Raw genomic sequence first — 13,305 nt, 5'->3', positions numbered from 1 at the left:
AGGTTTTGAGGAGACTCTGCAATGGTTCACCAGTTGACCGAAGGGCTGTCCTTCGAACAGCGGGCACATGTGCTGGCGGAAGCACTGCCGTGGCTGCAGCACCACCGCGACAAGATTGTGGTGGTCAAGTACGGCGGTAACGCGATGACCGACCTGAAACTGAAGAAGGCCTTCGCGCAGGACATGGTTTTTCTGCGCACCGTGGGGGTGAAGCCGGTGGTTGTCCACGGTGGCGGCCCTCAGATTTCGTCGATGCTCAAGCGCCTGGGGCTGGAGGGAGAGTTCCGAGGCGGTTTCCGTGTCACGACTCCGGAGGTCATGGAAATTGTCCGCATGGTGCTCTTCGGGCAGGTCGGCCGTGAACTGGTGAACCTCATCAACGCCTACGGCCCCTATGCAGTGGGTACCTCTGGTGAGGACGGTGGCCTGTTCACTGGTACTCGACGAACGGTAAACGTCGGCGGCAAGGAAACAGATATCGGGCTGGTCGGCAATATCACCGAGGTGCACTCGGAAACGCTATTGGACCTGATTGATGCCGGACGTATTCCGGTGGTCTCTACGATTGCGCCGTCCGCTGATGGCAAAGAGGTCTACAACATCAACGCCGACACGGCAGCAGGTGCACTGGCATCGGCAATTAACGCGAACCGTTTGGTGATTCTGACTAATGTCGAGGGTCTCTACACGGATTGGCCGAACCGCGATTCGCTGGTGTCAAGGATTTCCACTTCGCATCTGCGAGAAATCCTCCCGACGCTGGATTCCGGAATGATTCCGAAGATGGAGTCCTGCCTGAACGCAGTGGATCAGGGAGTGCCTGCGGCCCACGTTATCGACGGCCGCCAGCCACACTCGGTGCTGCTGGAGCTGATGACTTCCGGCGGTATCGGCACAATGGTAGAGCCCGGATAAGGCAGAAAAGACGGACAAGAATTTACCGACATACATGTTAGGCAGGTCGAAAGACGACATGAGCGACTTCAAGCAGCAGTGGCAACACACGATGATGAACAATTACGGCACGCCGCGCATTGAGCTTGTGCAGGGTAAGGGCGCTATTGTCACGGATTCCGAGGGCAAGGAATACCTGGACCTGCTCGCCGGTATTGCAGTCAACGCGTTGGGTCACGCACATCCGGCCATCGTGGAAGCTGTGTCCAAGCAGATTTCCACGATGGGGCACGTGTCCAACATCTTCGCCTCTGAGCCACCGTTGGCACTGGGCGAGAAGCTCATTGAGCTCACTGGCTGGGACACTGATGACACCCGAGTTATGTTCTGCAACTCCGGCACTGAGGCCAATGAAGCCGCGTTCAAGCTGGCGCGGTTGACGGGGCGCAATCGCATTATCGCTACCCACCACGGGTTCCACGGCCGTACCATGGGCGCACTTGCCATGACCGGTCAGCCCGACAAGCGCACCCCGTTCGAACCGATGCCGGGTGGAGTCGAGTTCGTGCCGTACGGTGACATTGACTTCCTCACCAAGACCATCGAATCCGATCCGTTGGGTGTCGCTGCGGTGATTCTGGAACCAATTCAGGGTGAGACCGGTGTGGTCGCACCGCCAGAGGGATACCTCGCTGCCGTCCGCGAACTGACCAAGCGCTTCGACGTTCTCATGATTGTCGACGAAGTACAGACCGGCATCGGCCGTACCGGCCAGTGGTTTGCCCACCAGCACGATGGCATCGTGCCGGATGTTATGACCCTGGCGAAGGGGCTCGGCGGCGGCCTGCCGCTGGGTGCTGTCATCGCCAACGGCCGCGCAGCGGAACTGTTTACTCCTGGTGCGCACGGCACCACCTTTGGTGGCAATCCGGTCTGTGCCGCTGCCGGCCTGGCCGTCATCGAGACGCTGGAAGAAGAAAAGCTGCTCAATCGAGTCACCGAGAAGGGCAAGGTCCTGGCTCGCAAGCTCGCGTCGTTAAGCCATGTCGATCACGTGCGTGGTCGCGGCTTCATGCTTGGACTGGTGCTGCGCGAGAACCTGGCGAAGGAAGCGGTTAACGCCGGTTATGAACGTGGTGTCATTCTGAACGCTCCGCAGGCGAATGTGCTGCGTATTGTGCCGCCGTTGAACCTCAGCGATGAGGAAGTCAACCGCGCCGTCGAGTTGATTGATGCCTGCCTGAACGACGCCGTTGAGGCTGTCGCCAACAAAGGAAGGAATTAGAAACTGATGCTCCGTCATTTTCTCGCCGATGATGACCTGACTCCACAGGAGCAGGCTGAGGTGCTGCAGTTGGCTGCAGAGCTGAAGGTAGCGCCGTACTCCCGACGTCCGTTTGAGGGGCCACAGTCGGTTGCGGTGCTGTTCGACAAGACGTCGACTCGTACCCGTTTCTCCTTCGACGCTGGTATCGCAGCTCTGGGCGGCAACGCGATTGTGGTCGAAACCGGTAACTCGCAGATGGGCAAGGGCGAAACCTACCAGGACACCGCTGCTGTGCTCAGCCGCTTTGTCTCGGCAATTGTCTGGCGCACCTACGCGCAGTCAGGGCTGGAGGCCATGTCTGAGACCGCGACGGTGTCGATTGTCAATGCGCTTTCCGACGAGTTCCACCCGTGCCAGATTCTCGCTGACCTGCAGACCATCATCGAGCACAAGTGCCCGGAGGAAGGCCAGACGGGACTGCGTGGCAAGAAGGCTGTGTACTTCGGCGATGGTGCCAACAACATGGCCAACTCCTACCTTGTGGGCTTCGCCACCGCAGGTCTGGACGTCACCATCTGTGCACCGGAGGACTTCCAGCCGGAGCAGGTCTACGTCGACCGTGCCAAGAAGGTCGCGGAACAGACCGGAGCGGTCGTGTCCGTGACCGCGGACGTCGATGAGGCCATTGCCGGTGCCGACGTTGTCATCACCGATACCTGGGTCAGCATGGGGCAGGAGAACGACGGCTTGGATCGTCGTACTCCGTTCCTGCCGTACCAGGTCAACGCTGAGCTGATGGCCAAGGCAAATGAGGATGCCATCTTCCTGCACTGCCTGCCGGCATACCGCGGCAACGAAGTTACCGCCGAGGTCATCGATGGCCCGCAGTCGGTAGTCTTCGACGAGGCGGAAAACCGCATGCACGCTCAGAAGGCGTTGCTGACCTGGCTGGTGGAGAGGCAGTAAGGTCATGACCGCAGCACAACCAGGTTCTCGCACAGCTAGGCAGACGCGCATCGCTGACCTGCTGGCGCAGCATCACGTGTCCAGTCAGGTTCAGCTCGTCGAGCTGCTTGCCGACGAAGGCATTGAGATTGCGCAGGCGACGTTGTCCAGAGACCTCGATGAGCTGGGAGCCCGAAAGATTCGCGATGGAGCCAACGGTTCGCGGTATTCCATCGTCGAAGATGCACTCGCTGTCTCCAGCGGGGCAGTGGCCAGGATGCGGCGCGTTTTAGACGAGCTGCTGGTCTCCATTGATCATTCGGGCACCATCGCGGTTGTGCGTACACCACCGGGAGCCGCACAGTATCTAGCCAGTGTGATTGACCGTGCGGGACTCAAAGAAATCGTTGGCACAATTGCGGGAGATGACACCGTAATGTGCCTGGCTAGAGAACCACTTTCCGGCGCTGACCTAGCCCAGCGTCTAGCCGCCGGAACGAACCAGTAAACTATTCCACGAAATGCTTTAAAGCACCGATTAAAGGAGCGCTTACCCTATGACCAACCGGGTTATTCTTGCTTACTCTGGTGGCCTCGACACCACCGTTGCTATTCCGTACCTCAAGGAAATGACCGACGGCGAGGTCGTCGCAGTTTCCATCGATGTCGGACAGGGCGGCGAGGACATGGAGTCCGTGCGTCAGCGCGCTCTGGACGCCGGCGCTGTCGAAGCTGTCGTTGTCGACGCTAAGGACGAGTTCGCCGAGGAGTACTGCCTGCCGACCATTAAGGCCAATGGTCTCTACATGAAGCAGTACCCGCTGGTTTCTGCACTGTCTCGCCCGCTGATTGTTAAGCACATGGCGAAGGCCGCAGAGGAGTTCGGTGGCACTCACGTCGCACACGGCTGCACCGGTAAGGGCAATGACCAGGTCCGTTTCGAGGTTGGTTTCGCCAACACCGCCCCGGATCTGAAGATTATTGCACCGGCTCGTGACTTCGCTTGGACCCGCGACAAGGCTATTGCCTTCGCTGAGGAGAAGGGTCTGCCAATTGAGCAGTCCAAGTCCTCTCCGTTCTCCATTGACCAGAACCTCTTCGGTCGCGCCATTGAGACCGGCTACCTGGAGGACCTGTGGAACGCACCAACCAAGGATGTCTACGCGTACACCGAGGATCCGACCCTGAACTTCAGCTCCCCGGACGAGGTCATCATCTCCTTCGAGGACGGTAAGCCGACTGCCATCGACGGCAAGAAGGTTTCCGTGCTTGAGGCCATCGAAGAGATGAACCGCCGCGCTGGTGCTCAGGGCATCGGTCGTCTGGACATGGTTGAAGACCGCCTGGTCGGCATTAAGTCCCGCGAGATTTACGAGGCTCCGGGCGCAATTGCCATCATGACCGCACACGCAGCGCTCGAGGACGTCACCGTTGAGCGTGAGCTGGCTCGTTACAAGCGTCAGGTCGAGGGCGAGTGGGCCAACCTGGTCTACGACGGCCTGTGGTTCTCGCCGCTGAAGCGCGCGCTGGATGCCTTCATCGAGGAGTCCCAGAAGGGCGTTTCCGGTGACATCCGCATGGTCATGCACGCAGGTCACTGCAACGTCAACGGTCGTCGTTCGAACACCTCGCTGTACGACTTCAACCTGGCTACCTACGACGAGGGCGACACCTTCGACCAGACCCTGGCTCGCGGTTTTGTCGAGCTGCACGGCCTGTCCTCGAAGATGGCCGCAAAGCGCGACTTCAAACTGTAAAGCTTCTCCAGAGCGACTAGAGCGAAAGGCCTATTGGAAAAGACAATGGTCGAAAAGCACGGTACCAACGAAGGCTCCCTGTGGGGCGGCCGCTTTGCCGGTGGCCCGTCCGAGGCGATGGCCGCATTGAGCAAGTCCACCCATTTTGACTGGGTGCTCGCGCCTTACGACGTTCTTGCGTCCAAGGCCCACGCCCGAGTGCTGCATGCCCGTGGGCTGCTCAGCGATGCCGACTTTGACACCATGATCGAAGGCCTTGATCAGCTCGGTCGCGACGTTGCCTCCGGCGAATTTGGTCCAGAGCCGACAGATGAGGACGTCCACGGTGCCATGGAGCGCGGTCTGATTGATCGCGTCGGCCCGGAGGTCGGCGGTCGCCTGCGCGCTGGTCGTTCCCGCAATGACCAGGTGGCAACTCTGTTCCGCATGTGGCTGCGCGATGCCGTGCGCGGCGTTGCACTGGATGTCACTGACCTGGTTGCCGCCCTGGTGGCTCAGTCCAAGGCACATCCGGATGCCATCATGCCGGGCAAGACCCACTCCCAGGCAGCGCAGCCGGTATTGCTGGCCCACCAGTTGCTGGCTCACGCGCATCCGCTGCTGCGCGATCTGGACCGCATCCGCGATCTCGACCGTCGACTGGCTGTGTCCCCGTACGGTTCCGGTGCGCTCGCGGGATCTTCGCTGCACCTGGATCCGGAGGCCATCGCGGAGGAGCTCGGCTTCGACTCTGCCACGGACAACTCCATTGACGGCACTTCTTCGCGTGACTTCGCCTCTGAGGCGGCTTTTGTCTTCGCCCAGATTGCTGTGGACATGTCTCGCCTGGCAGAGGAAATCATCTACTGGGCCACCCCGGAGTACGGCTACGTCACTCTGGCTGATGCCTGGTCGACTGGATCCTCCATCATGCCGCAGAAGAAGAACCCGGACGTGGCAGAGCTGACCCGCGGTAAGACCGGTCGCCTGATCGGTAACCTCGCTGGTCTTATGGCCACGCTGAAAGCGCAGCCGCTGGCCTACAACCGTGACCTCCAGGAGGACAAGGAGCCTTTGGTGGACTCGGTTGAGCAGCTAACCTTGCTGCTGCCGGCCCTGACCGGCCTGGTGGCAACGCTGACCTTCCACGAAGACCGTCTGCGCGAGCTCGCTCCGGCGGGCTACACCCTGGCCACGGACTTGGCTGAGTGGCTGGTCCGCGAGGGCGTACCGTTCCGCGACGCTCACGAGGCATCCGGCCAGTGTGTCCGCATCGCAGAGTCCAAGGGCGGTATCGGTCTGGACGAGCTTTCCGACGAGGACCTCGCCGGTATCCACCCGGCACTGACTCCGAAGGTCCGTGAAGTGCTGACTATTGACGGTGCTGTCGCTTCCCGCGATACTCGCGGCGGCACCGCGGGTGTCCGTGTTGCAGAGCAGCTCGCTCGCGTTGACGAGAAGAATACCGAGCTGAAGCAGTGGGCTGAAAAGCCGGTTCGCGGCTAAAGCTGCTAGAGCTAGCAAACCTGCTAGCCCAGCTAACGCAGCTAATTAATCGGTGTGCGGTCAATCGACCGCACGCCGATTTTTTACAGCCCGGGGGGGGAGTAGAAAAACCAGCAACCCGACAACTGATGACCCGGTAACTATCAACCCGATAACTGGCCACCCGAAAAATTACGGGCTCCACGTGCGAATACGGGCTGCAAATGTGAAACTGTGTAAGTTTATGACACTTTCAGGCCATTTTTCAGGCCATTTTTGTCATAAACGTAGTCAGTAACTCGGCTCGACCCGCCGCCGCCAGTCATAAACGCAGTCAGTAACTCGGATCGATCCGACGCCACCAGTAACCTTGTAATGCCAGGGTGCCCCCCCCCCGAAGTGACGCAGATTACTGATTATTTCTATATCTGTTGCCAGGTTTGGCCGGGTCTCTTACCATAATTTCATGGCGGAAAGTACGCGGTCGAGCGGTGGAAATCGCAGCTCACGAGATAAAAATAAAAATCAGAGTGGTAGCAAGAAAGGGTGCATGGGCCCGGGGGCAATTCTTGCAGTCATTTTGATTGTCATCGCGGCTGTTGCAGTCTATGTCGGTCGCGGCGGTAGTATTCCAGGTTTTTCTGGTGGCAGCTCCGGAGGAAACCATGATTTCTTCGGTGGTGAAAAGACCGTCGTCAAGGCGATTGTTGGCTCTGAGAAAAAGCCCTTCTTCGAAGACAAAGAGGTCCAGAAGGCTCTTGCCTCTCACGGCTATGTGGTGGAAGTAAAGACGGCGGGTTCGCGTCGGATGGCCACGGATGTGGATCTGGATTCCTTCGACTTGGCATTCCCGTCGTCGGCACCGGCAGCGGAGAAAATTGCCGAGAAAATGAGTGGCGCTGAGCGGTACGACGTCTTCTACACACCGATGGCGATCGCTACTTTCGACAACATCTTGCAGGCATTGGCGCGGGAAAATGTTGCTCGCCAACAGGGCACTACGTGGCAGGTAGATATGGCAGCGCTGGCCACGATGCAGCACGACAATGTCCGCTGGCGTGACTTCGCGGAGAGCGATTATCCGTCGCCGCGCACGGTGCAGATGTCCACAACGGACATTCGTTCGTCGAACTCGGCCGCAATGTACTTGTCGCTCATGTCTTGGATTACCAATGAAGGCCGGATTGTGTCTGACAATGGGCAGGTCAATGCGGTCTTGCCGGAGCTCACCCCTCTGTTCACCGGCCAGGGGTACACGGAATCCTCGTCGGCTGGTCCATTTTCGGACTACCTCTCGCAGGGTGTCGGTTCGAAGCCAATGGTGATGGTTTACGAGTCGCAGTTCCTGGGGGAGAACAGTGCCCCGAACAGCCGGTTGAAGTCGGAAATGCGCCTGGCGTATCCATCGCCGACGATTCTGAGTACTCACGTGGCGCTGGGTTTTAACGACAATGGAGCTGCGGTCGCACGGCTCCTCGCCGAAGACCCTGAGCTTCAGAAGCTGGCGGCCAAGCACGGTTACCGCTCCAGCCAGCCTGAGGCGATGGAGGAATTCCAGACGCAGTTGAAGACGGGCCAGGAGGTCTCCACCGATTTTGTGGACTCCATTGATCCGCCGAGTTTCGACATCCTCGAGCAGCTTATTGAGGGTGTGTCCCGTGGATACCAGAGCCCACCGAGGCCGGAAACAGAAGAGGGGTAAAGCCGAATGAACATGGATAAGGCACTAACTGCCCTCCGCAAAATGCTTCTTGGCCTCGTCGGTGTGCTCGGCATCTTCGCTGCCGCGGCCTGCTCCGACGGTGGCCTGAACCTGCCGCTGGGCTCCGACGGGGAGAAGACCAACAAAGTCGACGTCGATTCTGACCTCAAGGGCTCGACTATGCGCATCGCCGGGGCCACGGAGCTTGCAGAGCTCCAGCCACTGATGCAAAAGGCCTCCGACGACCTCGGTTTTACTATTAACCTTGAGCTTCTCGACGGCACCGTGAAGAACAGCCACGCGCTTGTCTCAGGCGAATTCGACAACCAATTTGACGCCACTTGGTTTGCTACCAACCGGTACGTTGATCTGCTCGGTGGGGCTGACAAGCTGGGCGAAGCCAAGAAAGTCGCCACCTCACCCGTAGCGTTCGGTATCCATTCGGCGAAGGCTCGGGAGCTCGGTTGGGATACCAAGCAGCCGACGTGGGCTGAGATCGCGGAGGCTGCGTCGTCAGGCAAATTGGCCTACGGCATGACCAACCCCGCGGAATCGAACTCGGGCTTTTCCGGTGTGGTGTCGGTTGCGACCGCGTTCGCCGACACCGGATCGGCGCTGACTACGGGGGATATCAACCGCACCACGCCTGAACTGCAGAAGTTCTTCGAGGGGCAGAAGATGACCTCGGGTTCGTCGGGGTGGCTGCGCGACAAGTTCCTGGATGAGCCGGACTCCGTCGACGCGCTCATCAACTATGAAGCTGTGTTGCAGCAGATGAATAAAGAGGGCGCTGACCTGGAAGTTGTTGTTCCGAGCGACGGTGTCATCAGTGCGGATTACCCGCTGACGCCACTAGCTCAGCCGGCTAACGACCTTGCCGCGCGGCAGACGGAGGCACTCGGGCAGTGGCTGGAAGCGAACTCGCAGGTTCTCGCCGACCACTTCCTTCGCCCGGTCTCCGATGACGCCAACCTGCCGGAAAGCATGACCAACAGCGTCATTATCGAGCTGCCGTTCCCGGGTGATCGCGCAGTCACGGATCGTCTCATCGAGGCGTACGACAATGACCTGCGCGTGCCCGGAGAGTCGGTCTTTGTTCTCGACACTTCCGGTTCAATGTTCGGGGAGCGCATCGCTGATCTACAGGCGACAATGCGCGCAATCGTCGACGGCAGTGCACGCACCGAAACGGGAAGCGTGGGATTGCGAAACCGTGAGATCGCGACGATCCTGCCGTTCAGTACGAGCGTCGGCGAGCCCACGACCACGACAATTGACGGCCCGGAATCGCGCGCGCAGCTCACCGCCGCCGTCGATGGTCTGTACGCAGAGGGCGAGACGGCGCTTTACGACGCACTGATTCAGGCCTTCGACCTTCTCGGCAGCTCGGATAAGAACTCCATCCCGTCTATCGTGGTGTTGACCGATGGTCAGGTGACGTCGGGCAAGAGCTTTGCGGAATTCCGTGATTTCTACCAGTCCAAGGGCGGGAATCTGCCGCCGGTATTCGTCATCCGCTATGGAGAGGCGGATCCGGGAGAAATGCAGGAACTTGCGAACCTGACTGGTGGTAAGGTCTTTGAATCCCGTGAGACCGAGCTTGCTGATGTGTTCAAGGAGATTCGTGGCTACCAGTAAATCCTCCGGCACTTCTTCTGGCGGTGGCTTTCTCAACAGTCCCGCCAACATTGTCGGGCTCATCCTTGCCATCGCCGTCGTGCTGCTGCACCTGACCGTGGGGCTTGGTTTCCTGTGGCCGGTTGTTGCGATTGCCGCCTGGGGCGCGTCGGTTGCTTTGTTGCCGAGGCAGAGCAAAGGGGCTCAGAAGTCCGTTAGCTCGGCGCCGAAGCCTGAGGTCCCACAGCGTCGCCCGCTCAATCCATCTGAGCTGCGTAGGAATCTTCACCGGACATTGGGCAGGCTTTTCGATGCCCAGCCTGGCGAAGCTCTTGGCAACGCCGCAAATGACCTGGGTGCGACGCTGGAATCCGTCCTGAGCGAGTGGAAGTACCTCAAAGATTATCCCGAGCAGAAGGTGGTCATCGGCGGCATTATCCAGGAGTACTTGCCGCAGACAGTCAACTCCTACCTCGCGGTCCCGGAGCGTCTGCGTCACAAGGCCGAGAATCCGGCGCGGGAGTCCATCGACCTGTTGCATTCCGCGGTTCAGAAGATCCAGGATGCAATCGGTCAGGACAACCTGATTGCTTTGGAAGGTCAGCGTGACACCCTGGCAATTCAGTTCGGTAAGGTAGTGGACTATGAGCCTTGATCCGAAACTCCTTGAAATCCTCGCTTGCCCGCGTGACAAGGGGCCGCTTGAATACCTCGAAGACGAGCAGGTGCTGGTCAATCCTCGCCTAAAGATCGCCTACCGCATCGACGAAGGCATTCCGGTCATGCTTTCCGACGAAGCTATCGCCTGGGACAAGTAATTGCCTTTCCCGCTTCCCGACGGCTACAGCGTCCTCGACCGCACTGTGCTGTCGGGAGCTCCGATTGAGGCTGCGAAGACGCTGCTCGGCTGCGTAATTGTCATCCCCGCCGAGCATGTTATCGCCACCATCACGGAGGTCGAGGCCTATGGTGGCCCAGTTGACCAGCGCTATCCTGACCCGGCCGCGCACTGCTTCATGGGGCCAACCGCACGCAATCGCGCCATGTTTGGCCCGGCGGGGCATTGGTATATCTACCGCTCCTATGGCATCCACTTTTGCGCCAACATCACCAGCGCTACGGACGGCACGGGCGGGGGAGTATTAGTCCGCTCCGTACGCATTGAGCAGGGCCTGGATGCGGTGCGCCGTCGCCGCGGTGAAAAACCTGCGGTTGCGGGTCTCGGACGTGGTCCGGGCAATGTTGGTCAGGCGCTTGGCCTTGACTTAAATGACTATGGGGCAGATGCGCTGGATCCGTCGTCACGCGTGTTTGTGGCGCAGCCAGTGAACGCCGATTCGGTTAGAGATATCCACGCAGGCCCGCGCGTGGGCGTTCGGCGAGCGGCGAATCGGCCGTGGCGGCTGTGGCTCCCAGACGATTCCGTCTCGGCCTATCGTCGCCACAAGAAGGCCGTTGAGGAGTTCTAGGTCACCCTCGCGGTGAACGTCGGCAAGCGAAACGTTACGATAGTGGACGTGACTGAACAGAACATTATCGACGAACTACAGTGGCGTGGCCTGATTAATCAGTCCACCGATGTTGACGCGCTGCGCGAGGCGTGCGAAAACCCCATTACTCTGTATTGCGGTTTTGACCCAACGGGCGATTCGCTGCACGCGGGCCACCTGGTTCCGATGATCATGTTGCGTCGTTTCCAGCTTGCCGGTCACCACCCAATTGCACTGGCAGGCGGTGCTACGGGCTTCATCGGCGATCCGCGTGATGTCGGTGAGCGTTCGATGCTCAGCCAGGAAGCCATCGAGCACAACCTGGAGGCCATCAAGGGCCAGCTGCGTCGTTTCATTGACTTTGAGGGCGATGCCCCGGCGACAATGGTCAATAATGCGGACTGGACTATGAACATGTCCGTCATTGACTTCCTTCGCGATGTCGGCAAGAACTTCTCCCTCAACACCATGCTCGATCGCGACACTGTGAAGCGTCGCCTCGAGTCTGACGGTATCTCCTACACCGAGTTTTCCTACATGCTGCTGCAGTCCAACGACTACGTGCAGCTGCGCCGCAACTACGATTGCGTGCTGCAGATTGGCGGCGGTGATCAGTGGGGCAACATCGTCTCTGGTGTCGATTTGAACAGGCGTATCGACGGCGCCAAGGTGCACGGCCTGACCGTGCCGCTGGTGACCGATGCGCAGGGTCAGAAGTTCGGTAAGTCTACCGGTGGCGGCAAACTGTGGCTGGATGCTGAAAAGACCTCGCCGTACTCCTGGTACCAGTACTTCCTCAACGCTGGTGACTCGGTTGTTATTGACTACCTGCGTTGGTTCACCTTCCTGTCTCAGGAAGAGATTGCTGAGTACGAGGTCGCTGTTGCGGAGCGTCCGTTCAAGCGTGAGGCGCAGCGTCGTCTGGCTCAGGAGATGACCAACCTGGTTCACGGCGAAGAGGCCACCAAGGCAGTTGAGCTGGCAGCGCAGGCCCTGTTTGGGCGTGCTGAGCTGACCGAGCTGGACGAGGCCACCCTGGCAGGTGCCGTCTCGGAGACTGAGGTTGCGGAGATTGCTGAGGGCGAGCCGCGTACTGTTGTCGACCTTCTCGTCGCCGCGGGTCTTGCCAAGTCGAAGGGCGAGGCACGCCGCACCATTAAGGAAGGTGGCGCGTACGCCAATAACCAGCGCATCGAGGACGAAGCGTGGGAGCCGGCTGCCGAGGACCTGCTGCACGGCAAGTGGATTGTGCTGCGCCGCGGTAAGAAGAACTTCGCCGGTGTGAAGTTCGTGTAGGCGCTGGTTGGTCTTTGTGTAGGCGCGCTGCTGATCTCTAGATCAATTGGTGTTTATGCAGCTTGATTCCTTTTAAGTAGCTGGGCTAGGGCTCTGGGCAGTCTAGGGGATTGATGATTTCAGAATCATTGACTCCTGGTCACTCCGGAGCCTTAGTTGTTTTAAAGGGAGCGTAGAAGCCGAAGCAAAGGTGGTAGCGATGAGTCCAAGACATGAAAACCGTGCTGGACGGGGAGGCTCGTTGATGGGTCGGATTATCGCGCGTTTCTCGAAGAAGTCTCAGCGTGCGTCAGAAACGGGCTCCGAACAAGCCCACGATTTTCAGGGTGAGGTTGCTTCTCGGCGGGTGAGCCCGCAGAGCACGCCAGGCCGATTGACGGTTGAAAACCCAAATGTGTTCTACACCGTTGAAGATAGGCAAAACGAAATCGTTATCCGTGAATATGATGCCTTCATCGGTGGCCTTTCCGACATGGTCGGACTGGAGGATGAATTCCAGCGGAATTTTTACGACCGTGAAGTCATTGTCAGGAAAACCACGGACAGTCAGCGAAAGGAGCGAATACATTCTTCCAGAGAAGCCTTCGAGGATTATCACCGAAGACTTCGTGGACAGTAGCTGTAGCTCTTCTTGGGTTTCATCAAAGGAGAGGACTGGCAGCTTCTGGTAAGTCGCTCTACTGCACAGGAAAACCCTAGATCAGATCTATCTACCTGGGGTTTTGTGTCTTTGGGTGGTGTGTGTGTAATGTATTCGGAGGTCAGCGTGGCCAGGCAGTTTATGTGTTTGGTTGGCTGATGTGGGGGAAATGTTTTCGTGCGGTTAGCCGCTGGGAGTCGTTGGTTTGACTTTCTGGTTAATTGTTTGTTAAT

The 13,305-nt window shown here is 59.0% G+C and carries 13 protein-coding genes; all 13 read left to right on the top strand.

The genetic code is table 11. From position 1 onward, the window contains the following. Positions 1 to 21: 21 nt before the first annotated feature. The 13 genes from argB (at position 22) to QP977_RS10405 (ending at position 13,051) form a co-directional block, all read left to right on the top strand. A complete protein-coding gene (gene argB, locus QP977_RS10465) occupies positions 22 to 915 on the top strand; it encodes an acetylglutamate kinase (RefSeq protein ID WP_016422897.1) in 894 nt (297 codons plus the stop codon). 58 nt (positions 916 to 973) lie between these two features. Next, positions 974 to 2,179: an acetylornithine transaminase gene (locus tag QP977_RS10460; RefSeq protein WP_049170375.1), complete on the top strand. Its 1,206-nt coding sequence runs from the start codon at positions 974 to 976 to the stop codon at positions 2,177 to 2,179. 6 nt (positions 2,180 to 2,185) lie between these two features. After that, entirely contained in the window at positions 2,186 to 3,127 is a 942-nt protein-coding gene (gene argF, locus QP977_RS10455; RefSeq protein WP_284847289.1) for an ornithine carbamoyltransferase, read from the top strand. A gap of 4 nt (positions 3,128 to 3,131) precedes the next feature. Continuing rightward, entirely contained in the window at positions 3,132 to 3,614 is a 483-nt protein-coding gene (locus QP977_RS10450; RefSeq protein WP_005511719.1) for an arginine repressor, read from the top strand. A 49-nt stretch (positions 3,615 to 3,663) separates the two neighbouring features. Beyond that, positions 3,664 to 4,863 (top strand): argininosuccinate synthase, encoded by a 1,200-nt coding sequence (locus tag QP977_RS10445; protein ID WP_016422894.1) that lies wholly within the window; start codon positions 3,664 to 3,666, stop codon positions 4,861 to 4,863. A gap of 45 nt (positions 4,864 to 4,908) precedes the next feature. Further along, complete coding sequence (gene argH / locus QP977_RS10440) at positions 4,909 to 6,348, top strand: argininosuccinate lyase (protein WP_049170381.1); 1,440 nt, start codon at positions 4,909 to 4,911, stop codon at positions 6,346 to 6,348. A gap of 529 nt (positions 6,349 to 6,877) precedes the next feature. Then, entirely contained in the window at positions 6,878 to 8,029 is a 1,152-nt protein-coding gene (locus tag QP977_RS10435) for a hypothetical protein (RefSeq protein WP_284847288.1), read from the top strand. 6 nt (positions 8,030 to 8,035) lie between these two features. Next, positions 8,036 to 9,667: a VWA domain-containing protein gene (locus QP977_RS10430; protein WP_083229242.1), complete on the top strand. Its 1,632-nt coding sequence runs from the start codon at positions 8,036 to 8,038 to the stop codon at positions 9,665 to 9,667. Then, a complete protein-coding gene (locus QP977_RS10425) occupies positions 9,654 to 10,301 on the top strand; it encodes a hypothetical protein (protein WP_049189983.1) in 648 nt (215 codons plus the stop codon). The genes QP977_RS10430 and QP977_RS10425 overlap by 14 nt, the downstream gene beginning before the upstream one ends. Further along, positions 10,291 to 10,464, top strand: a complete 174-nt coding sequence (locus QP977_RS10420; RefSeq protein WP_016422889.1) for a Trm112 family protein — start codon at positions 10,291 to 10,293, stop codon at positions 10,462 to 10,464. The genes QP977_RS10425 and QP977_RS10420 overlap by 11 nt, the downstream gene beginning before the upstream one ends. Next, complete coding sequence (locus QP977_RS10415) at positions 10,465 to 11,115, top strand: DNA-3-methyladenine glycosylase (RefSeq protein WP_070652651.1); 651 nt, start codon at positions 10,465 to 10,467, stop codon at positions 11,113 to 11,115. Between the two features lie 12 nt (positions 11,116 to 11,127). Beyond that, positions 11,128 to 12,432: a tyrosine--tRNA ligase gene (tyrS, locus tag QP977_RS10410; protein WP_070652650.1), complete on the top strand. Its 1,305-nt coding sequence runs from the start codon at positions 11,128 to 11,130 to the stop codon at positions 12,430 to 12,432. A gap of 244 nt (positions 12,433 to 12,676) precedes the next feature. After that, a complete protein-coding gene (locus tag QP977_RS10405; protein ID WP_126108062.1) occupies positions 12,677 to 13,051 on the top strand; it encodes a hypothetical protein in 375 nt (124 codons plus the stop codon). The last annotated feature ends 254 nt before the right edge of the window (positions 13,052 to 13,305 follow it).

It is taken from the genome of Corynebacterium sp. MSK012 (genome assembly GCF_030232435.1).
Taxonomy (GTDB): Bacteria; Actinomycetota; Actinomycetes; order Mycobacteriales; family Mycobacteriaceae; genus Corynebacterium; species Corynebacterium jeikeium_D.
This window is presented reverse-complemented; position numbering and strand designations above follow the sequence as displayed.